Here is a 20,074-nt window from a genome sequence, read left to right as displayed (position 1 = left end):
CGATGGTTGGCCATGGTCCCTGGTTTTAAAGTTCAGTCATCGGCTTGGTGCCATCACCAACCGCCAAGACGAACAACCAAGGACTTTCATGGCCAACCAGAAAAAATCGACAAATACCATCCATGCAGTTGCGGCCGTGCCTGGCCGCATGGAACTCGATACGGTTGCCATGGAAGCCGCCAAACACAGCCTGGACCAGGGCTCCATCACGCCCCACTATGGGCCGTGGCGCGAAGACATCATCCAGCTACTGAACGACTCACTGGCCACTGAGTTGGTATGCGTATTGCGCTACAAGCGCCACCATTTCACAGCCCAGGGACGGGCATCGGCCAAGATTGCAGAAGAATTCCTGGTACATGCCAACGAAGAATCTGCACACGCTGACCGCCTGGCCCAACGCATCGTGCAACTGGGCGGAGAACCAAACTTCGCACCCGATTCACTCAGCCAACGCAGCCATGCGGGCTACGACGACTCCTCGGACCTGAGCGACATGATCCGCGCCAACCTGGTTGCCGAGCGCGTCGCCATTGAAGCCTATAGCCAAATCATCGCCATGATTGGAGACAAAGACTCCACCACCCGGCGCCTGATCGAAGATATCTTGAGCGACGAGCAAGAGCACGCCGAAGAACTCAAGGACTGGCTAGGCGCCTAACCGAGTAGAGCGCGTCCACCCTCGGGTGGAAGAGCAATCGTCACGATCCCCCGGTTGATTCCAACCAATTTATTCACCACAGGAGCTTCACCATGTACTTCAACTTACGTACCACTATCGCCACCACCGTTGCCGCCGCAGCCCTGCTCACCATGGGCGGATGCGCCGTCAGCCGTGGCCAACAAACCGTAGGCGCCTATGTCGATGATGCATCCATCACGACCGGCATCAAGGCCCGCTTTGTAGAAAACAAAGATGTGGACGCAAGCGCCATCAGTGTCGAAACACTGAACGGCACCGTGATGCTCTCCGGCTTCGCGAAGAGCTTGCGTGAAAAGACTGCTGCGGAAAGTATTGCTCGTAGCGTCAGCGGCGTGAAGGCCGTGAAAAACGAAGTCGCTGTGCGCCCCTAAGCCCAGCCACTGCCTGAATCCCCAACTATCCTGAAAGGAACTGCTATGAACTGGGACCGTATCGAAGGCAATTGGAAACAAGCCACCGGCAAGGTAAAAGAGCAATGGGGCAAGCTGACCGATGACGACCTGAGGGTCATCGCGGGCAAGCGTGACCAACTGGCCGGCAAGATCCAAGAACGCTATGGCGTTGCCAAAGACGAAGCAGAGAAGCAGCTTTCAGCCTGGGAAAAGCAGGCCAATGATTCCTGGTTCAAATAGTTTCCTGTGCCCTCGGTTGTATGCCTGCCAAGGCCGCAACCTTTCAACGCCCCTGGTCGCTTGCGCCCTGGGGCGCTTTTCATGGAGCACAGCACTTTGCATGGCGCAAGACAGAATAAGATTCAGACCCTGTTCTTCTTCCCTGCCAAACCATGCAATTTGCCACCTGGAACGTCAACTCTCTCACCGTGCGCCTGCCCCAGGTCCTTGACTGGCTGACCGCCAACCCGGTCGATGTACTGGTATTGCAGGAAACCAAAATAACCGACGACAAATTCCCGCATGCGGTCTTTGCCGAAGCCGGCTACCAGGCGCAATGGTTTGGCCAGAAGACCTATAACGGCGTGGCTCTGCTGAGCAAAACGCTGGCGACCGATGTCGTAAAAAACATCCCGGGCTTCAGCGATGAGCTATCGCGCGTCATCACCGGTACGGTAAACGGGGTACGCGTCATCGGCGCCTATTTTCCCAATGGCCAGGCGCCGGGCACCGACAAGTTCGACTACAAGATGCACTGGCTGAAGGCCTTGCGCGACTGGATCAAGACCGAACTGCTGACACACCCGCAGCTGGTGCTGATGGGCGACTACAACATCACCTTCGACGATGCTGACGTTTGGGACCCAGTGGGCCTGAAGGACACCATCCACTGCACCGACGAAGAACGCTACCACCTGCAAGCCCTAGTAGCGCTGGGTCTGACCGATTCGCACCGCATGTTCCCGCAGCCCGAGAAGAGCTACTCGTGGTGGGACTACCGCGACTTCGGCTTTCGCCGCAACAGGGGCATGCGCATCGACCACATCCTGGTCAGCCCCGCGCTCAAACCACTCGTCAGTGCCTGCGTGATCGACAAAGTTCCGCGCAAGAACGAACGTCCCAGCGACCATGCACCCGTCGTGGTAACAATCGACACGCTATAAATTCAGGAGCTTCACGCGCAGGTATCTCCTGCGCCGTAAGCCTATAAGACAAAAAGGGGGTTGAATTTCTTCAGCCCCCTTTTGCAATGGCGGATGCGCTTACTTGGCGGCGGAGGCAGCTGGTGCTGCTGGTGTGGCAGGGGTCGCTGCAGCAGCCTTTTCAGCCTTCTTCACGTGCTTCTTGGTGTGCTTCTTCATGGGCTTGGATGCGGCATCTGCAGGTGCTGCTGCGGCAGCAGCAGGAGCTGCATCCTTGGCAGGAGCGGCTGGCGCCTGGGCAAACGAGGCAGCAGCAACCGTAGAAATCAGGGCGGCAGCGAAGAGAGATTTGATCGTGGTCATTACAGGGTTCCTAAAACAATAGTCGCATGGGCTCCGACTTCGTCGAGCAAGTCCGAATTGCGTTCAGACCTGTACCTACAACGCGAACGTATCCAGCCCGTTGACCACATATACATTTCTTTATACACGCCGCCCATTTAAGCCCCATCGCCCTGCAGCGCACAAAACACCTGCACAGGACGCTATCAAAAGAGTAACAAAGCAGATGCATGAGATACATCTGCGCACACTTCCCCATACGCCCCGACTCGGCAGTCAGATCAGCTGCCCCAACCTTCCAGCACCACCTTGCCACGCGCCTGGCCGGACTCGATCAGTGCGTGGGCACGGCGCAGGTTGTGGGCATTGATGCTGCCAAAGCGCTCCGTCAGCGTGGTGCGAACCTGACCCGCATCGACCAGCTGTGCCACCGCCTCCAGCAGCTCGTGCTGGGCCTGCATATCAGGCGTGCCGAACATAGGGCGGGTGAACATCATCTCCCAGTGCACCGACACGGCTTTGCGCTTGAATGGCGCCACGTCCAGCACCGGCAGATCGTCGATCAGGCCGAGCTTGCCTTGTGGAGCAATCACCTCCTGTATCTGCGCCAGGTAGTCGCCGGTATGAGTCAGGCTGGCGATGTAATCCACCTGAGGCAAACCAATGCGCTGCAGCTGCGGCGCCAGGGGCTGGCTGTGGTCGATCACATGGTGGGCGCCCAGCTGCTGCACCCAGGCCTGGGTTTCGGGCCGCGAGGCCGTGCCCACGATGGTCAGCCCGGTCAGGCGCCGCGCCAGCTGGACCAGGATGGAGCCCACGCCACCGGCCGCTCCAATCACCAGCAGCGACTTGGGCTGGGCCAACACCCCTTGTGGGACGGCCAGGCGGTCAAACAGCAGCTCCCATGCGGTGATGCTGGTCAAGGGCAAGGCGGCGGCCTCGGCAAAGCCCAGTGTTGTGGGCATATGGCCAACGATACGCTCGTCCACCAGGTGCAGCTGGCTGTTGCTGCCAGGTCGGGTGATGGAGCCGGCGTAGTACACGCGGTCGCCGGGCTGGAACAGCAGCACCTCCGGCCCTACCGCACGCACGATGCCGCTGGCGTCCCAGCCCAGCACCTTGTGGCTCTGTCCTTCCGCTGGCGCTGCAGAGGCGCGAACCTTGGCGTCCACCGGGTTGACGGATACCGCTTGCACCTCGACCAGCAGGTCTCGCCCCTGGGCCTGTGGCTCGGGTAACTCAATGTCCAGCAAGGCACTGGGTTCAGAAATAGCTTGGGGACGTTGGTAGCCTATGGCGCGCATGGAGATTCCTTCAAAGATGTTTGGTACGGGACGTATCTTCATCTTTCTTAAATTTCAGATAAATAGCCCACTGATTGAATTCAGCTTCAAATAAAATTTGCAAATGAAAGCCTTGCAAGACCTGGACATCTTTGTGCGCACCGTGGATGCGGGAAGCATGTCCGCCGCCGCCCGGGCTCTGGATATCACCCCCGCAGCTGCCAGTGCGGCCCTGCAGCGGCTGGAGGCCGAGCTGCAGATGGCACTGCTGGTGCGCTCCACGCGCAGCCTGCGCCTAACGCCCGAGGGCGCGGTTTTCCTGGAGCACTGCCGCCTGGCATTGAACACCTTGCGTGAAGGCCAGCAGACCCTGGCCACGGGCCGCCAGCAGGTACAGGGCATGCTGCGCCTGGCCGTTGCGTCCGATCTGGGACGCAACCTGCTACTGCCCTGGCTGGATGCCTTTCAGGACCAGCACCCGCAGGTGCGCTTTCGCTTGCAGGTATCTGACCGCATGGCAAACATCTTCAGCGAACCGGTGGACGCGGCCTTCCGCTACGGCGAGCCACCCGACTCCAGCCTCGTGGCTCTACCCGTCGCCCTGGACAACCGGCGCGTACTGTGCGCCTCGCCGGCCTACCTACAACGGCACGGCACACCCACCACGCCAGCCGACCTGGCCCAGCACGACTGCCTGTGCTTTTTGCTGGGTGAAGACGTGAACGACCGCTGGGAGTTCAGCCACAACGGCCATCCCACCACGGTACGGGTGGGCAGAGGCCATGTGGCCAACGATGGAGATCTGGTGCGCCGCTGGGCCATTGCCGGGCGCGGTATTGCCTACAAGTCCCGGCTGGACATGGCCCAGGCACTGGCAGACGGCACGCTGCAGGCTCTGTGCACCGACTGGGATACCGAGGCCGCCCCCCTGTACATGGTGCTGCCCGACCGGCGCCAGCTCACCCCGGCCCTGCGCCTGCTGCGCGAGTTTGTCGCAGTCCAGTGCGCTGCACTGCCCACGGAATCAAAGGGGCAGGATGGATGACTGGTGGAAGCTGTTCCGCCCGGAACCCTTGACCTCGTACATGGCTTTGTCTGCACTGGACAACAGCTCGCCGGCCGTCTGCCCGTCTTGCGGGTAACGGCTGATGCCGATACTGGCCGTCAGCTGCAGTACCTTGCCGCGCACCGTCATGGGTTGCTTGATGCCGTTCAGCAACTTTTCGGCGATGGCGATCAGGCCTTCATCGGGCACGGCAGCGCCCAGCAGCACCACGAATTCATCACCGCCCAGGCGGGCCACGGTGTCCACTTCACGCACCAGGGAAAGCATGCGCTGCGCCAGGTTCACCAGCACCACGTCACCGGCTTCATGGCCGTGGCGGTCGTTGACGGCCTTGAACGCATCCAGATCGATGAAGAACAGGCACACCTGCTGCTGGTAACGGCGGGCATGGGCCAGGGCCTGCTCCAGCCGCTCCTGGAACAGACGCCGGTTTGGCAGGCCGGTCAGCATGTCATGCTGGGCCAGATGTTCCAGCTCTTCCTGGTTGTCCTTCAGGTCCGCCAGCTGCTGGGTGATCTGGCTATGCATCTTGTGGAAGCTACGTGCCAGCAGACCGATCTCGTCACGGCTTTGCAGGGGCAGCTTTTCCGGAGGCAGGCCGTTGGCAATGCGTTGCGCGGCCACCGTCATGTGGTTGATCGGCCGCGTCCAGATACGGGCCAGCACAATCGCCAGCAACAGGCAGGCCAGGCACAAACCCACCACGATCTTCACCACGGTGGAGCCCAGCTGCTGCGACTGCGCCAGCACCTGCTCCAGCGGCTGGGCCAAGCCCAGGATAAGCCGGCTCTCATTGGCCGAAAGCCGGGTGGACTGGGAAATGAACGCGGCCACCACCGGCGCCCCCGCATAGTCGCCGCCACGATCCTCGAACACCACGTGTTCCTGCTCGCGTTGCACCACGGCCCGGGTTGGCAAGAACTCGTCCTGTACCAGCATGCGCCGGCCGCGCTCGAAGCCAAAGGTCTTGCTGTTGTCCGGGTGGACCAGGATGTCACCCTCGCTGTTCGCCAGAAACACCTTGTAGGCCGCCGGCAGATCCGCCGACAGCAGGGCAAACATGCCGTTCAAATCCACATTCACCACCACCACGCCCACGGCGTTCCCTTCTGCATCCACCACCGGCATGGCCTGTTGCAGCATGGGTAGGTCCCGCCCGGCATCGCTGCCGGCTTCGCGGTTGATGGTGATGGGCGACAGATAGGTGGAGCCCGCCGGCAGCTTCAACGTCTCCGCAACATAGGTGTAGTGGCCCTTTTCCTGCAGGTTGTCGCCCTGCACTCGCGCCACCGTGCCGTTGTTGCGATCTACCCGCACACGCTCCAAGCCAAAGTCGCTGGCAGAAATCAGCCGTAGTTGGCTGTAGGCCGGATTGGCCTGCATCTGCAGCTGGAACAGGGTCGCGAGCTGGTCCTCCAGCGCCGTATCCGGGTGCTGCAGGGTGGACACCGCAGCCGGGTGGTGGGCCAGCACCTCCAGGGTGCGCGAAATCTCCTGACGTGTGAGGGTGATGCGGCGCGCCAGCACCTGGGTGGCCGTCAGCAGCTTGTTCTGGGCCGCGTCCACCAGCAGGTCGCGGCTGGCTCGGTAGGCGTAGAAACCAGTCACACCCGCTGCCAAGAAACCCACCAACGCCAACAGCAGGGCCAGCTTGGCGGCGATGCCAAACCTCATGGAGCCAACACCTTGCTGATGCGGTCGCCCGCCATGATGCGGGTCCATAGCAGATCCCGCCGCTCCTCGCTCTCGACCGGCTCCAGCCATACCAGGCGGTCTTCGGCACGCTCGCCGGCAGAGGCCGTGGTGGTATTGGCCAGGCCTTGCCGACTGACCAGGGCCTGGCCAGGCTCGGGCTCCAGCATGTAGTTGATCCAGGCAGCCGCCAGCGCCGGGTTGCGAGCGCCGCGGGTCACGGCCCAGCAGTCCAGCCAGGCCAGGGCCCCCTCTTTGGGAATAACGTAACCCACGTCCATGCCGGCCTTTTGCATTAGCTGCAGCTGCTGGTGGCCAAAGTTGGCGAACAGCAAGGCGGCTTTGCGCGCCTTGAACAGCGCCATGGCCTCCTCAGGCTGGGTGTAAAAGCCCGCTGCATTACGGCGCAGAGCCACCAGTTGCTCTACCGCCGGCCCCCAGCTTTTGTCATCAATCTGGAATGGCGACTTCAGGCGCAGCATCTGCGCCGCCAGAGAAAAGCTGTGCGCACCGCCGTTGTAGCCCACGACCTTGCCCTTCCAGCGCGTGTCCCACAATGCAGCCAGCGAATCCGGTGGCTGCGGCATCTGCTTGCGGTCGTAAATCAAGCCCATCTCCGCATAGGTATACGGAATGGCATAGGTATTGCCGTTGCGTCGCAGGCCGGGTATGGCATCCTGGTTGCGAAAGCGCGTCAGCTGGCGCGACAGATTAGGGACGTCCTGCAGGGGGATGGGCAATACCAGATCCTGCTTGATGTATCGCTGCAGCTCGGCCGTATTGACGGCGAACAGGTCAAAGTCCTGCGCGTTGTTGGTGCGGATCTTTTGCCACATGTCCGCATCGGAGTCTATGGTGGTCACCTCGACCCGCACCTGGGCGCGCTGCTCGAACTGTTTGACGATGTCCGGGTCGGCATAACCGGGCCAGGCCAGTACGCGCAAAGTCTGGTCTGCACGTGACACCACCGGAAGCAGCATTGCAAGCGTCAGACAGAAATTACGGCGTTTGAAAGAGGCCCAGTTCATATGTAAACGGATGTTACCTAGCGTATGACCCTCAGTCCAGCATCCACCGTGCCAGATTGCCGCCATCTGCCTATCATCTTAGCTGTGAAGTCAGGAAAGCCGCTTTTTTGTCACATTGGCGACTTTTGTACACCTTGTAAGTTTGAAAAAAATCCAGGTGTAGCGCAAATGCTGCGTGCGTCAAACGCTATTAATAGCATAGCAAATACCCGGAAATCTGCCCGCGCTAGTCTGCCGGCCCGTGCATTTGCCCGTCGATGTAGTACCACCGCCCGTCTTCGCGCACAAAGCGGCTGGTTTCATGCATGCGTTGGGCTCGGCCGTTGTCGCGGCAACGGGCCACGAACTCCACCACGCCAGCGTCGCCAGACTCCATCGCATGGCGCACCTCCAGCCCCAGCCATTTGACGGGGGCCAGCTCCAAATCGCCCGGTGCGCTGGACGGATGCCAGGTAAACAGCAAATATTCCAGCAAACCCAGCACGTAACCGCTGTAGCGCGAGCGCATCAGCGCCTCCGCCGTGGGCGCGTAGTCGCCGGTTGCCATGCCCTTGTGCCAAGGCGCACAGCATTCAGCGTAAGGTTTGCCGCTGTCGCAGGGGCACGGCGCATGGGCCGGATGCAAATTCTTCTTCATGGGGTTGTATTTTCAATGCTGGCTACCGGCACGCTAAACCGCGCCGGGCTCCGGCGAGCTTGCCGGAGCATATGCAAAGTGTGTCACCAAAACGCTATAAATATGATTGCTGCCCACGCAGGCAGCATATAGGCTAGCGGCCTATTTCTTGTGCGTCTTTGGTTACTCAGGCGCCCGGCGCCCGCAGGGCTTCGCTCAGTTGGTCGGCCAGCTCGGCCCAATCGGAGTCCTGCAACAAGGCTTCGCGCAGAAACGTAGCCTGGGCTGCTGACCAAAACGGCGCATCCGGCAAAGCAATATGGCTGGCCAAGGGGCTATGCGTGGCGATGAAATTGGCAATGCCCTGCGGGTCCGAGGGAAGTCCCAGCTGTGCAAAAAGCCCATGAAACTGGTGTGTAGATATGTCCATATGCTTACCTTAACGCATTTACAGCCGTCCGGCGATACCTGCCTGGACAACTACAGCACCGCCCGCGCTGGCGCGTTACCGCATGCCCTGCTGCGTCGCCAGCAAAATGCCCTCGCGCACCGCCACCAGCTCGCCCTCCTCCAATGGGCGCCAGGCCTCGTCGGTCAGCGCCACGCTGGCAATCAGCAAGGCGCTGTGCTCTGTTGCGTCGATGGCGACGCCATGCTCGTGCGTGGTGGAAGGTTCGGCCGGTATGCGGTGGCGCTGCAGCATCCACAAACCGGGGGGGTCTGCGGTATCAGCGCCATCATGGATACGCCGGTGGGCATGGGCAAACAAGGCATCGCCGTCCGAATACATGAAGTTGGCCGTCCCCAGCCTGCGCAGATCGGCCGCAAACTCCGTGAGCAGCGCCATGCGCGCCTCCAGGCTGGGCACGCTGCCAGTGGCCCACAGGTTTTGCATGCGTGCCATGAGTGCGCAAAACGCGTATTCCGAATCTGTCTGGCCCACCGGGTGGTGCCCAGCCAGCGGAAACATGGTGCCACTTTCCAGCTGGCGCAAGGTTCCGTTGTGGGCAAAGCTGTGGGTGCGCCCACCCAGCTCGCGCACAAACGGTTGGGTATTGACGAATGCCACACTGCCCTGGGTGGCGTGGCGGATATGCGAGATACCCAGGTAGGTGCAGGGCCCTTGGGTTTCCAGGTAACGCACCAGTGCGCTATCCCCCGCGGCCAGCGGCTCGCGGAACAGCGCCACATCCACACCTTGGTAGAAGGCCACGCCCCAGCCATCGTGCACGCCGCCCGTGGCGCTGCCGCGCGAGGCCAGCGTCTTCAATGAAAACGTCAGCTGCGCCGGCTCGGAGGTAGACAAGGCTAGTAATTCGCACATGGCTGCAGACTCGGCAGGCGGCTACCGGACCTGGGCCTGGTTCAGCGCCGCAGCTGCGCGCACCAGCGCCTTGAAGGCCTCTGCGTCGATGGCGTCCCCCTCGTGCAAATCGATGGCCCGCCGGACCTTCCCGTCCAGGCTGGAATTGAACAGACCAGCAGGGTCCGGCAGCGACGCGCCCTTGGGAAAAGTCAGCTTTACTGCGCTCTTGTAGGCCTCGCCAGTGCAGATGATGCCGGCGAGGGACCAGACCGGAACGCTCCACTTCCATTCCTCCACCACGCCAGGGGCGGCCTGCAGGATCAGCGCACGCATGTGCGCGAGCATCTGGCCGCGCCAGCCGTCCAGTGCCGCGATCCGCGCGTCTATCAACTCGGCGGCGGATTCGCCAGGGTTCGCCAGGTTCTTTGCCATGTCCGTCCTCGCATGCCGGCATCTTGCCGATGCCTGACATCGTACCGTCTCGTCCTGGGTGGGCTATTTCAAGCTGGGGTATTCCTGCACCGACGACGGCAGATACGTACCAGCATCGCGCAGATGCGTACCGGGCGCGGCCCTGTTTTTATTTATCGTTGGTGCACTCGCCTGCCTCTTTCTCACGACTCACACCATGACCATCGCCATGCAACAACGCAAAGTCGGCAATACCGACGTTCATATCACCACCCTCGGCTTCGGCGGCAATGTGCTGGGCAACCTCTATGCCGCCGTACCCGACGATGTGGCAAAAGACACGGTGCTGGCGGCCCAGCAATCCGGCGTCAACTACTTCGACACCGCGCCTTTGTATGGCCACGGCCTGTCGGAGCGTCGCCTGGGCGACGCGCTGCGGGCGCTGCCGCGTGAATCCATCGTGCTGTCCAGCAAGGTTGGCCGGCTGTTGAAGCCGCATGGCCGCGTGCCGCCGGCCAAGCTCAAGCCGTCCGAGGGCGGCATCTTTGTGGACGAGTTGCCGTTCGCGCCGCAGTTTGATTTCTCCTACAGCGCCACGATGCGCTCGTTCGAGGACTCGCTGCAGCGCCTGGGCATGAACCGCATCGACCTGCTTCTGATCCACGACTGCGACGAGTGGTCGCAGGGCGAGAACTACCGTACCGCGCTGAAGACCGTGGAAACCGGCGCGCTGAAGGCCTTGCAGGAGCTGAAAAGCGCCGGTGTGATCGGTGGATATGGCGCCGGCGTGAACCAGTTTGAAGCCTGTGAAGACCTGATGGACCTGGGCCCATTCGACTGCTTTCTGCTGGCCGGGCGCTACACCCTGCTGGAACAGGGCGCGCTGGATAGCTTCCTGCCACGCTGCGTGAAGGAAGGGGTCTCGGTGATCCTTGGGGCGCCGTTCAACTCCGGCATTCTGGTGACCGGCGCGACTCCCGATGCACGCTACAACTACCTTCCAGCCACCGCCGAGATCAAGTCCAAGGTCGCCAAGATTGAACAAATCTGCGCCGCCCACCAGGTGCCGCTGGCCGCTGCGGCACTGCAGTTCGTGCTGGGCCATCCCTCGGTGGCCACGGTGATCCCCGGGGCCAAGTCCCGCGCCGAGGCCGAGCAGAACGCGCGCTGGATGACATTGCCGATACCAGCCGCACTATGGGATGAACTGAAAGCCGCGGGCCTGGTGCGCACCGATGCGCCCACCCATGCCGTATAAAGAGCACATCTCCGTAGCCCCAGTAGCCTTCGTAGAGCCCCAGATGCGCCCATGATGGCCTGAGGCCGCACGCCATGAAGCAAGTTCTGTCCACCCGCCGCAACATAGCCCCCGAGGTCGAGCACGATCTGCTGCGCGATCCGCGTCTGGGCTATGAGGCGGACATTGGCAAAGAGTTTGTGCGCTGCGTCGAGCACGGCAGCCCCACCCCGCTGGAGCGCTGGCACTGCCATGACGAATACGAGCTGCAACTGATCGTGGGCGCACGCGGCCAGGCCTTTGTGGGCGATTACGTCGGCTTCTTCGAGCCTGGCCACTTGGTGCTGACCGGTCCGCGCGTGCCACACAACTGGGTTTCGACGGATCTGCCGCCCGATGGCCTGGCGGTGCGCAGCCTGGTGATCCAGTTCCGCGAGGCGCCGCTGCGCGACGGCATGCGCGCCATCAGCGAACTCGAAGAAACCCTGCCCTTGCTGGAACGGGCCCTTCATGGCATTGAATTCTTCGGGCTGAGCGAGGCGGTGCGCGAGCGCTTCTACCGCATCAAGCAAAGCCACGGCCTGGAGCGTTTTGCCGAATTCGCGAGCCTGCTGTGCCTGCTGAACCGCTGCCAGGATTACCGGCTGCTGTCCTCCGACCATGTGGCGTTCAACGGCTCGGACGACACGCTCTCGGTGGTCAACAAAGTGATTTCGCATGTAAACGAGCATTACGCCCAGGCGCTGTCGGTAGGTGAAGTCAGCGGCCTGGTCGGCATGAGCGAAAGTGCTTTCTCGCGCTTCTTCAGCAAGGCCACGGGCCTGACCTTCACCAACTTTGTGAACCGCCTGCGCGTCAACCGAGCCTGCCAGTTGCTGATGGAACGCGACAGTTATGTATCCAGCGTGTGCTATGCCGTTGGCTTCAACAACGTGGCCAACTTCAACCGCCGCTTTCTGGAAGTCAAGGGCATGACACCGACCCAATTCCGCAAACAAGTTGCGGGGAGATTCAACACGGACGGCGTATAGCAGCCATCGTTTGATGCCGCTGCTAGCGTCGTTTCTTGGCCATCTTGGCCACGCGCGGAGCGGTAATCCCCAGCGCAGCCCGGGCCAGTGCATCCGCCTCGGCATTGCGGTGCTGCGGTATCCACAGCAGCTCGGCCTGTTCGAACGACTGGAACAGCGCCCGCGCCGCGTCAAACAAGGCGGCCAGGCGCACGATAGGTTTGGCCTGGGGGCTGCAGATTTGCGCCACCACCACGCTGTTGTCGCAATGGATACGCAGCGCGTGGGCGCCAAAGGCTTGCAGCGCCTGCAGCGCCGCCATCAGCGCGCGCAGCTCGGCTTCGTTGTTGCAGCCATGGGTGTGCGCCGCTTGGGACAGGGTGTGGCGCGTGCCATCGGGTGCGACCATCACGGCGCCCAGGCCGATGCGGCCGGGGTTGGGCACGGCGCTGCCATCACAGTAAACAATCCAGGGGTCCATAAGCCGTTTTCAGTAGTGCCGCATTCTGCAGGATGCAGCACCGCTTCCCGGCCTCAATAGGCCTCAATAAGTCTTGTACGGCAGGAACTTGCCCGACAGCACCACCTTCACCCGGTCGCCTTTCGGGTCGGGCTCGCGGGTGATGTCCATGCTGAAATCGATGGCGCTCATGATGCCGTCGCCAAACTCTTCGTGGATCAACTCCTTGATCGTGGTGCCGTACACGCTGACGATCTCGTACCAGCGGTAGATCAGCGGGTCGGTGGGCACGGGCGTAGGCAGCGAGCCCTTGTAGGGCACCACCTGCAGCCACTTTTGCTCCTCACTGTTCAGGCCGAAGATCTTGCCTATCACCTTGGCCTGCTCGGGCGTGCAGGTCATCTGGCCCAGGCAGGCTGCTGTCGTCCATTCCTTGGACTGGCCCACCTTCTTGGCCACGGCGGCCCACTGGATGCCTTTGGCGACCTTGACGGTGATGATCTTCTCTGTGATGTCGTTGCGGTTCATGGCGTCCTTTTGAAAATTTGCATCCATTTTGATAGCAGCCAACGCAGATATATCCTGCGCCAGCAGCGGTTTTCATCTATGGATTTCGCTTGCAAATCCATAGCAAGCACACTGCAAGCAAAAACAAGACCTACGCAAACCTCACCACGGCCACCGGCGGCAAATCGTTCGACACACACTGCCAGCTCTCCCCCGCGTCCGCACTCAGCCACAGGCCGCCGGTGGTGGACGCCATGGCCAGGGTCTGGCCATCGGCGCTGACGTCCAGGCCGTGGCGGTACACCAGGTGGTAGGCATGTGCGCTTGGCAGGCCGTGGTCAAAGGTTTGAAAGCTCTGGCCACCGTCGTCGGTTCGGGTCACGACCACGCGGCCATCTACCGGTATGCGGCAGTAGTCACCCTGCGCGGGCACAAACCAGGCGCGTTGCGAATTGCCCGGGTCGCAGGCCACGGCAAAGCCAAAGCCCGAAGGTGCGGGCGCTGCGATGGCCTGCCACTGCTGGCCGCCGTCGGTCGAGCGGTAAATGCCGCCATGGTGCTGCACCCACAGCACATCGGGTGCGCTAGCGCACTGCACCATGCGGTGCGGGTCCTGCGTGTTACCGTCCTCCTGGCTACCCTCGGGCATATAGGGTGCGCGCATCCCGTCGGCCGTCAGGCTCCAGCTGGCGCCGCCGTCACGGCTTTGCCAGACCCCGCCGCAGGAAATGCCCAGGCTTATGTGCTGCACATCGCGCGGGTCCACCAGGATGGAATGGATGCCGGCCACGTCGTAGCCACCGCCAAACCACGCACGGCGGCGCGGTTCGTCCCACAGCGGGCGGTTCAGCGCCCAGCTCTGGCCGCCATCGTCCGAACGGAACAAGCCCGCCGGCAGGCAGCCGGCCCAAAGCGTTCCGGGCTGGCTGGCGCCACCCGCAGCCAGGGACCAAATAGTGTCCACGCTCCAGGGCGTGGGGTCGTCCGCGTCAGAGCCAGTGACTGGTTTGGTTGGAAATGCCGGAGCCGCGATCTCGGTCCAATGCGCGCCGTGGTCCAAGCTTTTGCGCAGCTTGACGCCGAAATGCCCCATACGCAGCGCGGCCAGCCAGCTGCCGTCGCGCGGGTCGGCCAGCACCTGGCTGACGGGCTCGCCTGCAAAGTGGTGGTCGCGTATCTGCCAGGCCTTGCCCGTGCCTTGCACGGTAAACAGGCCTTTGCGGGTGCCAACAAGCAAGGTATGCATCACTGGGCTTTCAAAAAAAGGCGCTCATCCGCCGGACAGGGCCTGCACCACCAGCACCTTGTCGCCAGCTGCCACGGGCAGGTCCAGCCGCACGCGGTCATGCACCAGGGTTTGGTTGACGAACACCGCCACATGCTTGCGCACCGTGCGCTGGTCGTCAAACACGTAGTGGCCCAGCGCCGGCGCGGCCTGTAGCGCCGCCTCTAGCACGGCGCGCAGCGGGCCGGCGGCGACCTGCTGGGCCGGCACGTCGATATGCCGGCGCAGGCTGGGGGCGAATTCCACAGTAACCATGGGCCGGATTGTGCGAAGCGCGCCCGTGCTGGTCAACGCGGGGCTTACCCGCAGCGTGATTTTTTTGAAGAAATTGGTATCTTTTTGATAGCTGCCAGCGCAGGTACTACCTGCGCTGGAAGGCTATTCAACATTTATGAATTTCATCAAAATAAATAGCACTATTGCCATGGGCGCTCTTATTTCTCGACCACCGTCGGATGGGCTTTCCAACGCGCAAAGCTCAGCTTGACCAGTTCGTCAATCACGCCAGACTTCGTCAGCTGGGCAAGCTTGCCATCGATGGCATCCAGCTTGTCGCCGCAATTGCCTTTTTGCGTGAGCGCAAGATAGTTGGGGGTGTCCACCACATACGGCGACGTTGGGATAAAGCGTTGCTCGTCGCCACGTTTGAGCAGGTAGGCCATACCCACGTAGTAGCCGGTGATGAAGTAGTCGATGCGCCCCAGTTTCAGTTTGTTGAAATTACTTTCCGGGTTGTCTGCGGGTTCCACATTGAGCTTGGTGCTGAGAAAACTATCAAAATCATCACCAAACATATTGCCACGGGTGATACCGCCTTTGCGGCCGATCAGGTCACCCCGACCTTGGAAGGGAAATGGGTGCTCGCGCGACTGGAACACCGCCACCGGATTGGACAGAGCGGGCGTCTTGGTGAACAGCAGAAACTGCTCGCGCTCGGGTGTTTTTTTAAGCGTGGCAACCATGTCGACCTCGCCGCGTTCAGCGAGCTTGACGAGCCGCGCAAAGGGGCCAACGTAGCGCACTTCGTAAGGTATCTTCAATTCGTCCAGGACGCGCTTGGCAATTTCTATGCTGGCACCCTGAAGGTGCTCGCCGTCATACCAATGCATGGGTGGATATGACGGATCGGCGGTCACGATGAGCTTGCTGCAATGGGCCTCTACGGCAGCGGTATGGCACAGCAAAAAAAGTGCAAACCCACTGCAACGTGAAAACAAGCTGCTCATTTTGACAACCTCGGTTTTTCGATAGCTGCTCGATTGCCAAGCAAGAGAAAGCCCTTCAATTTGTACCGCCGTAGCTGCGATAGATGCGGTCCAGCGTGCCATTTTTCTTGAGTTTGGCCAGCGCGGCATCCAGCTTTTGAAACACCTCGGGGTCTACCTGCCGCCCGACCCACAGATAACTTTGGGTTCGTCCCATGATGACCGGCAACAGATAAAGTTTGTCCTCCAGATCTTCGGCCTTGATGTAGTAGATGGCCGTCAGTTCATTGATGTAGAAATAGCGAACCCGCTTCCTGACAATATTGTGCAGAGCCACGGAACTGCTGGATTCATCGACCTTGACCTGGTGCTCTCGCAACTTTTGGGCGTAGCTGGCTCCGTTCTGGGTCGCCACCAAGCCTCCAACACGGGCCAGATCATCAAATCCGAAGATGGCCTGTTCATCGTCACGCAAACCAACCAGGCGTTCACGCACGGTATATACGGGCGTGGAAACTCGCTGGGCAATCTCGTTACGGGTCGGAGACTCAAGCAAGGCGCACATAATGTCCTGCGTCCCCGCTTGGATCTCTTTCTCAATCCGTTTGATTGGCATGGCGATGGGTGCAATGCTGAAACGCAGGTCCTTATCGACCTGCTCGATCGCATGCAAGATATCGGGGCAATGCCCGGTCGCGGTGCCATTCGACACAATGAATTTTGGAGCTGACCCCTCTTGGGCCGCAGCACGCAACACCCAAGGGGCGCACTCGCCTGCCATGCTGGCAGCCAAGATGGCGAGCGAGAAAAAATGCTTCCGGTATGTATTCATGCAGCCATCCAAGTAGAACTGCGCGCCGTCAAAGGATATTGCAGAAGATACTTTTTCATTGAACGCGGGGGCTTGTGTTTTGGCAAGGCAGGATAAACCAGTAGTCCAATTGACCCCCTGGTAGGAGTGCCCGACAATTTGCCGATGCGCCCGAACCAGCCGGCAACAGCCGTTAAAAACACTGCGAAAAACACATGCCCTTGGGGCTGCTGTTGACATGGGTCCGGCGCAGCCGCTCGTGGTAGACAGCAAGCCCACCAGCAGTCTTCGGCGCGATTTGTTCGTCGTCCTGATGTTGGCCTTGGTGATTCCGGGTGCGATCGCCATTCTGGTTTTATTGACCCTCAACTGGCAAAAAGCCATCGACGTCGATGCGCGGGCCAAGGCAGAGAAGTTTGCCGATCTTTTACAAGCTGGCCTGGTGTTGCCGCTCTGGAATGTGGCGCTGGATACCGCACATCCCTTGCTGCAAGCCGTAGTGGCTGATACCTCAGTGAGCTGGGTGGAGGTGCATGACGCCACGGGCGCGATGTTGTTGGAGTTTCATCGTCCGCAGAACCCCAGCAGTACCGCCATCAAAGTCAGCAGGCAAATTGACAAGGAGGGTACCCCGCTGGGCGAAGTCAGCCTCGCCTATGCCACAGATTCAGCCCAAAGCGAGGCACTCAATTCGTCCTGGTTGCTGGCGGCTGTGGTGGGCTGTCAATTTGTGGCGTCTCTTCTGCTCATCAGCATATGGTTGAACCGGCGGGTTCACCGGCCGTTGAACTTGCTGCGCTCCAGTGCCGCCTCAATTTCGACAGGTGACCTCAGCACGGCCGTGCCCGCGCTGCGCCAAGACGAGTTCGGGGTTTTAAGCCTACAGCTCGACAGCATGCGAATAGCACTCGCGCAATCGGTAGACGCGCTGGAAGAACGGGTGCTTCTGCGCACCACCGAAGTACGCCTGGCCAATACCCATTTGGAGGAAGCCCTGCAACATTTGAAGCAGGCGCAAGATCGCCTGATCCAGTCCGAGAAGCTGGCCTCCTTGGGTTCACTGGTGGCCGGCGTAGCCCACGAGCTGAACACACCCATCGGGAATGGCCTGCTGGTGATGAGCACGATTGTTGGGCAGACCCAGGAGTTTCTCGTAAGCATGGACCAGGGCCTTACCAAAACCCAGCTCAAGCAATACCTGGAGCAGGTAGCGCAAGGCGCCGAAATTGCGATCAACAGCCTCAACCGGGCGGCCAGTTTGATCCAGGATTTCAAGCAGATCGCGGTAGACCAGACAAGCCTGCGGCGCAGACGCTTCGACTTGAAGGAAGTGATCCGAGAAACCCTGGCATCCGTATCGGTGGTTCGCAAATACGCGTCGGTACAACTTCAGATTGATGTACCCGAAGGCATTGAGATGGAAGGCTATCCAGGCGCGGTGGGGCAGATCGTCAGCAACTTGTTTGAAAACGCCGTTCTGCATGCTTTCTCTGAACACCATAAAGGTACGGTGCGCATCAGCGCGGCACAGGCCGACGAGCAGATCATCTTGACCGTATCGGATGATGGAGCGGGTATTGCGCCTGAGAATGTGTCCCGGATTTTTGACCCCTTCTACACCACCCGTATGGGTGCCGGTGGATCTGGCCTGGGGCTGAGTATTGTGTATAGCCTGCTATCAGGCCTCCTCGGCGGAACCATCGATGTGGAATCCAGCCTGGGGCAAGGTACCGTCTTCATGCTGAGGATACCCAGGGTGGCGGCGCACCGCGACCCCGCCCCTGCTTAGCGGAAAGCAGGCACCCACCCGCCAGAAGCCTCAAAGAGCCCTGTACGGCAGGCGCTTGCTCCTGGCTGGATGGATGAAAAAAGTATCTTTTTTGTAGCACCTACCGCAGAGGATATATGCGCAAGTGGCCTATTTGACACCTAACTTTTTTCCATAAATCCATAGCACCCAGGGTGACGGTATAGGCGTCTACAAGAAGTCAAAGGTTGGTAGCGTGGTGGTGCACCGGGTGCAGCAAGGTGTCGGCCACCAGATGCATGCCGCGCTCGCAATCGTCCAGGCTGGTCGGCCCGCCCAGGCAGATGCGCACGGCATCCGGCGGGTCGCCATCGGTGGAGAAGGCTGCGCTGGCGACCACGCCCACGCCCTGGCTGCGCAAATGGGCTGCGAACTCGACCGGGCTCCAGCCCTCTTTCACCGGCAGCCAGAGGTGAAAGGACTGCGGATGGCCCAGCATGCCGTAGGGCGCCAGGTAGCGCTCAGCCACCGCCTGGCGCACCGTGCACTCGGCACGTATGGCCTGCAGCATGGCCTCGGCCGTGCCGTCTTCCACCCAGAAGGTGGCCAGCGCATTGGTGAAGGGTGAGGCCATCACCGTGGTAGCGCGCATGGCGCCGGCCAGGCGCTGGGCCTGGCGGTCACCGGGCGCGCACACATAGGCGCTGCGCAGGCCGGCGCCAAAGCATTTGGCGAAGCCGGTAACGTAGTAGGTCAGGCCCGGGGCCAGCGCGGCCATGGTGGGCGGCATGTCCAGCGGCAGCATGGCGTAGGCATCGTCTTCGATGATGGGGATGGCGTAGCGCAGCGCTACATCGGCCAGGGCTTCGCGGCGCGAGCGGCTGACGGTAGCCGTGGTCGGATTCAGCAGCGTGGGGTTGCAGTACAGGGCCTTGGGGTGCAAGGTTTTGCAGGCGTGCTCGAAGGCCTCGGCACTCGGGCCGTCATCGTCCAACGGCAGCGCGTGCAGCTGTATCCCCAACTGGGCGGCAATCGCCTTCACGCCCGGGTAGGTCAGCGCCTCGACACACACCAGCTCACCGGGCCGGGCCAGTTGCGAGAACAGCGCCGTCAGCACGCTGTGGATGCCGGGGCAGACCAGCACCTGCTCCACCCGGCAAGCCGGCAGGCGGCGGCGCAGCCAGTGCGCGGCCACCGCACGGTCGTGCGTGCTGCCGCCAAAGTCCTGGTAGCGCAGCAAGGCGTACAGGTCGGCGCTGGCCATCACACCGGCGGCGGTGTCGTGCATATGCGCCAGCAGCGCCGGGTCTTGCGGTTCGGGCGGCAGGTTCATGGTCATCTCGGCCGCGCTGCCGCCGCGCAGCGGCAGGCTGGGGCTGCTGCCCCGGATAAAGGTACCCATGCCCGCATGTGTGTCGATCAGGCCGCGCTTGCGCGCCTCGCTGTAACCGCGCGCCACGGTGGTGTAGTTCAGGCCCAGGTCTTCGGCCAGCTCGCGCAGCGTGGGCAGGCGGTCGCGCGCCACCAGGCGGCCGGTGCGCACATCGTCTGCGATTAAGTCGGCCATCAGCAGATAGGCAGGCTTGTCGCTCTTTTGCAGCTTCTTGATCCAGTGGACGGGGGTTTTTTTCATGGCGTTACCGGCTCGTTTAACTTGATCGCATGCATTGATCGCATGTGCATGCAATCAATGACGCAAGTTTCGCACCCGGCACGGGTACTGATTGCGCATCTTGCAGGTGCACAAAACCACTTTATCGGGTGCATTGATCGCACGGAAATCGCATCAAAGCAGTGCGCTTTTTTACCCACCAATCCCCCTCATACAGGC

General features: G+C 61.3%; 23 protein-coding genes. 8 read left to right on the top strand and 15 right to left on the bottom strand.

Translation table 11 applies throughout. The annotated features are described in order from the left end of the window. Positions 1-148 precede the first annotated feature (148 nt). The 4 genes from AC07R0_RS13995 to AC07R0_RS13980 all read left to right on the top strand — a co-directional run bounded on the left by AC07R0_RS13995 (position 149) and on the right by AC07R0_RS13980 (position 2,258). Positions 149-661 carry a ferritin-like domain-containing protein gene (locus AC07R0_RS13995; RefSeq protein ID WP_495074717.1) on the top strand — a complete coding sequence of 171 codons (513 nt, stop codon included), beginning with the start codon at positions 149-151 and terminating at the stop codon, positions 659-661. 92 nt (positions 662-753) lie between these two features. After that, positions 754-1,074 carry a BON domain-containing protein gene (locus AC07R0_RS13990; protein ID WP_495074385.1) on the top strand — a complete coding sequence of 107 codons (321 nt, stop codon included), beginning with the start codon at positions 754-756 and terminating at the stop codon, positions 1,072-1,074. Between the two features lie 45 nt (positions 1,075-1,119). Next, a complete protein-coding gene (locus tag AC07R0_RS13985; RefSeq protein WP_495074386.1) occupies positions 1,120-1,335 on the top strand; it encodes a CsbD family protein in 216 nt (71 codons plus the stop codon). A gap of 152 nt (positions 1,336-1,487) precedes the next feature. Further along, entirely contained in the window at positions 1,488-2,258 is a 771-nt protein-coding gene (locus AC07R0_RS13980; RefSeq protein WP_495105268.1) for an exodeoxyribonuclease III, read from the top strand. A gap of 99 nt (positions 2,259-2,357) precedes the next feature. Here the strand turns inward: AC07R0_RS13980 and AC07R0_RS13975 are convergent, their stop codons facing one another. Together AC07R0_RS13975 and AC07R0_RS13970 are read right to left on the bottom strand one after the other, a co-directional pair. Next, entirely contained in the window at positions 2,358-2,600 is a 243-nt protein-coding gene (locus AC07R0_RS13975) for a hypothetical protein (protein ID WP_495074388.1), read from the bottom strand. A 260-nt stretch (positions 2,601-2,860) separates the two neighbouring features. Continuing rightward, complete coding sequence (locus AC07R0_RS13970; RefSeq protein WP_495105267.1) at positions 2,861-3,883, bottom strand: zinc-binding alcohol dehydrogenase family protein; 1,023 nt, start codon at positions 3,881-3,883, stop codon at positions 2,861-2,863. Between the two features lie 103 nt (positions 3,884-3,986). Between AC07R0_RS13970 and AC07R0_RS13965 the strand changes: the two genes are divergently transcribed. Next, a complete protein-coding gene (locus AC07R0_RS13965) occupies positions 3,987-4,907 on the top strand; it encodes a LysR family transcriptional regulator (protein WP_495105266.1) in 921 nt (306 codons plus the stop codon). On the opposite strand, the gene AC07R0_RS13960 is transcribed toward AC07R0_RS13965, so the two are convergent. The 6 genes from AC07R0_RS13960 to AC07R0_RS13935 form a co-directional block, all read right to left on the bottom strand. Continuing rightward, the gene (locus tag AC07R0_RS13960; protein WP_495105265.1) at positions 4,887-6,602 is read right to left on the bottom strand and encodes a diguanylate cyclase domain-containing protein; all 1,716 of its coding nucleotides are present in this window, start codon (positions 6,600-6,602) and stop codon (positions 4,887-4,889) included. The genes AC07R0_RS13965 and AC07R0_RS13960 overlap by 21 nt on opposite strands. Beyond that, positions 6,599-7,600: an extracellular solute-binding protein gene (locus tag AC07R0_RS13955; RefSeq protein ID WP_495105264.1), complete on the bottom strand. Its 1,002-nt coding sequence runs from the start codon at positions 7,598-7,600 to the stop codon at positions 6,599-6,601. The genes AC07R0_RS13960 and AC07R0_RS13955 overlap by 4 nt, the downstream gene beginning before the upstream one ends. A 274-nt stretch (positions 7,601-7,874) precedes the next feature. Then, positions 7,875-8,285, bottom strand: coding sequence for a YchJ family protein (locus AC07R0_RS13950; RefSeq protein ID WP_495105263.1), 411 nt, complete (start codon positions 8,283-8,285; stop codon positions 7,875-7,877). Between the two features lie 166 nt (positions 8,286-8,451). After that, positions 8,452-8,694: a DUF2789 domain-containing protein gene (locus AC07R0_RS13945; protein WP_495098109.1), complete on the bottom strand. Its 243-nt coding sequence runs from the start codon at positions 8,692-8,694 to the stop codon at positions 8,452-8,454. 75 nt (positions 8,695-8,769) lie between these two features. Beyond that, on the bottom strand, positions 8,770-9,588 hold the full coding sequence (locus AC07R0_RS13940) for a class II glutamine amidotransferase (RefSeq protein ID WP_495105262.1): 819 nt from the start codon (positions 9,586-9,588) through the stop codon (positions 8,770-8,772). 21 nt (positions 9,589-9,609) lie between these two features. After that, positions 9,610-10,002, bottom strand: coding sequence for a DUF1801 domain-containing protein (locus AC07R0_RS13935; RefSeq protein WP_495105261.1), 393 nt, complete (start codon positions 10,000-10,002; stop codon positions 9,610-9,612). A gap of 196 nt (positions 10,003-10,198) precedes the next feature. Here AC07R0_RS13935 and AC07R0_RS13930 point away from each other — a divergent pair, with 196 nt between their 5' ends. After that, positions 10,199-11,239 (top strand): aldo/keto reductase, encoded by a 1,041-nt coding sequence (locus AC07R0_RS13930; protein ID WP_495105260.1) that lies wholly within the window; start codon positions 10,199-10,201, stop codon positions 11,237-11,239. 74 nt (positions 11,240-11,313) lie between these two features. Beyond that, positions 11,314-12,249 (top strand): AraC family transcriptional regulator, encoded by a 936-nt coding sequence (locus AC07R0_RS13925; RefSeq protein WP_495105259.1) that lies wholly within the window; start codon positions 11,314-11,316, stop codon positions 12,247-12,249. Positions 12,250-12,271: 22 nt separating this feature from the next. Here AC07R0_RS13925 and AC07R0_RS13920 read toward each other — a convergent pair whose 3' ends face one another. From AC07R0_RS13920 to AC07R0_RS13895, 6 genes are all read right to left on the bottom strand, one after another. Next, complete coding sequence (locus AC07R0_RS13920; RefSeq protein ID WP_495105258.1) at positions 12,272-12,709, bottom strand: ribonuclease HI family protein; 438 nt, start codon at positions 12,707-12,709, stop codon at positions 12,272-12,274. A 63-nt stretch (positions 12,710-12,772) separates the two neighbouring features. After that, positions 12,773-13,216 carry a cyanase gene (cynS, locus tag AC07R0_RS13915; RefSeq protein ID WP_495074718.1) on the bottom strand — a complete coding sequence of 148 codons (444 nt, stop codon included), beginning with the start codon at positions 13,214-13,216 and terminating at the stop codon, positions 12,773-12,775. A 130-nt stretch (positions 13,217-13,346) separates the two neighbouring features. Beyond that, positions 13,347-14,444, bottom strand: a complete 1,098-nt coding sequence (locus AC07R0_RS13910) for a WD40/YVTN/BNR-like repeat-containing protein (RefSeq protein WP_495105257.1) — start codon at positions 14,442-14,444, stop codon at positions 13,347-13,349. A gap of 21 nt (positions 14,445-14,465) precedes the next feature. Beyond that, entirely contained in the window at positions 14,466-14,735 is a 270-nt protein-coding gene (locus tag AC07R0_RS13905) for a MoaD/ThiS family protein (protein ID WP_495074401.1), read from the bottom strand. A 179-nt stretch (positions 14,736-14,914) separates the two neighbouring features. Next, on the bottom strand, positions 14,915-15,808 hold the full coding sequence (locus AC07R0_RS13900) for a substrate-binding periplasmic protein (RefSeq protein ID WP_495105256.1): 894 nt from the start codon (positions 15,806-15,808) through the stop codon (positions 14,915-14,917). Then, positions 15,762-16,736, bottom strand: a complete 975-nt coding sequence (locus tag AC07R0_RS13895; RefSeq protein WP_495105255.1) for a substrate-binding periplasmic protein — start codon at positions 16,734-16,736, stop codon at positions 15,762-15,764. Before AC07R0_RS13895 ends, AC07R0_RS13900 begins: the two co-directional genes overlap by 47 nt. Between AC07R0_RS13895 and AC07R0_RS13890 the strand changes: the two genes are divergently transcribed. Beyond that, positions 16,735-18,285: a sensor histidine kinase gene (locus AC07R0_RS13890; protein ID WP_495105254.1), complete on the top strand. Its 1,551-nt coding sequence runs from the start codon at positions 16,735-16,737 to the stop codon at positions 18,283-18,285. The genes AC07R0_RS13895 and AC07R0_RS13890 overlap by 2 nt on opposite strands. Before the next feature lie 199 nt (positions 18,286-18,484). Here the strand turns inward: AC07R0_RS13890 and AC07R0_RS13885 are convergent, their stop codons facing one another. After that, the gene (locus AC07R0_RS13885; protein ID WP_495105253.1) at positions 18,485-19,876 is read right to left on the bottom strand and encodes an aminotransferase-like domain-containing protein; all 1,392 of its coding nucleotides are present in this window, start codon (positions 19,874-19,876) and stop codon (positions 18,485-18,487) included. Positions 19,877-20,074 lie beyond the last annotated feature (198 nt).

This window comes from Rhodoferax sp. GW821-FHT07F03 (genome assembly GCF_059418745.1).
Note: the sequence above shows the minus strand (reverse complement) of the source record. Positions and strands in the feature narration are given on the sequence as shown.

Bases quoted from the DNA above. Each gene is read 5' to 3' on its own strand.
- AC07R0_RS13930 (WP_495105260.1), top strand. From the start codon at position 10,199: ATGACCATCGCCATGCAACAACGCAAAGTCGGCAATACCGACGTTCAT.
- AC07R0_RS13925 (WP_495105259.1), top strand. From the start codon at position 11,314: ATGAAGCAAGTTCTGTCCACCCGCCGCAACATAGCCCCCGAGGTCGAG.
- cynS (WP_495074718.1), bottom strand. From the start codon at position 13,216: ATGAACCGCAACGACATCACAGAGAAGATCATCACCGTCAAGGTCGCC.
- AC07R0_RS13995 (WP_495074717.1), top strand. From the start codon at position 149: ATGGAACTCGATACGGTTGCCATGGAAGCCGCCAAACACAGCCTGGAC.
- AC07R0_RS13950 (WP_495105263.1), bottom strand. From the start codon at position 8,285: ATGAAGAAGAATTTGCATCCGGCCCATGCGCCGTGCCCCTGCGACAGC.
- AC07R0_RS13900 (WP_495105256.1), bottom strand. From the start codon at position 15,808: ATGGCACGCTGGACCGCATCTATCGCAGCTACGGCGGTACAAATTGAA.
- AC07R0_RS13955 (WP_495105264.1), bottom strand. From the start codon at position 7,600: ATGCTGCTTCCGGTGGTGTCACGTGCAGACCAGACTTTGCGCGTACTG.
- AC07R0_RS13895 (WP_495105255.1), bottom strand. From the start codon at position 16,736: ATGTCAACAGCAGCCCCAAGGGCATGTGTTTTTCGCAGTGTTTTTAAC.
- AC07R0_RS13920 (WP_495105258.1), bottom strand. From the start codon at position 12,709: ATGGACCCCTGGATTGTTTACTGTGATGGCAGCGCCGTGCCCAACCCC.
- AC07R0_RS13885 (WP_495105253.1), bottom strand. From the start codon at position 19,876: ATGAAAAAAACCCCCGTCCACTGGATCAAGAAGCTGCAAAAGAGCGAC.
- AC07R0_RS13990 (WP_495074385.1), top strand. From the start codon at position 754: ATGTACTTCAACTTACGTACCACTATCGCCACCACCGTTGCCGCCGCA.
- AC07R0_RS13980 (WP_495105268.1), top strand. From the start codon at position 1,488: ATGCAATTTGCCACCTGGAACGTCAACTCTCTCACCGTGCGCCTGCCC.
- AC07R0_RS13960 (WP_495105265.1), bottom strand. From the start codon at position 6,602: ATGAGGTTTGGCATCGCCGCCAAGCTGGCCCTGCTGTTGGCGTTGGTG.
- AC07R0_RS13970 (WP_495105267.1), bottom strand. From the start codon at position 3,883: ATGCGCGCCATAGGCTACCAACGTCCCCAAGCTATTTCTGAACCCAGT.
- AC07R0_RS13890 (WP_495105254.1), top strand. From the start codon at position 16,735: ATGGGTCCGGCGCAGCCGCTCGTGGTAGACAGCAAGCCCACCAGCAGT.
- AC07R0_RS13940 (WP_495105262.1), bottom strand. From the start codon at position 9,588: ATGTGCGAATTACTAGCCTTGTCTACCTCCGAGCCGGCGCAGCTGACG.
- AC07R0_RS13975 (WP_495074388.1), bottom strand. From the start codon at position 2,600: ATGACCACGATCAAATCTCTCTTCGCTGCCGCCCTGATTTCTACGGTT.
- AC07R0_RS13945 (WP_495098109.1), bottom strand. From the start codon at position 8,694: ATGGACATATCTACACACCAGTTTCATGGGCTTTTTGCACAGCTGGGA.
- AC07R0_RS13985 (WP_495074386.1), top strand. From the start codon at position 1,120: ATGAACTGGGACCGTATCGAAGGCAATTGGAAACAAGCCACCGGCAAG.
- AC07R0_RS13935 (WP_495105261.1), bottom strand. From the start codon at position 10,002: ATGGCAAAGAACCTGGCGAACCCTGGCGAATCCGCCGCCGAGTTGATA.
- AC07R0_RS13965 (WP_495105266.1), top strand. From the start codon at position 3,987: ATGAAAGCCTTGCAAGACCTGGACATCTTTGTGCGCACCGTGGATGCG.
- AC07R0_RS13905 (WP_495074401.1), bottom strand. From the start codon at position 14,735: ATGGTTACTGTGGAATTCGCCCCCAGCCTGCGCCGGCATATCGACGTG.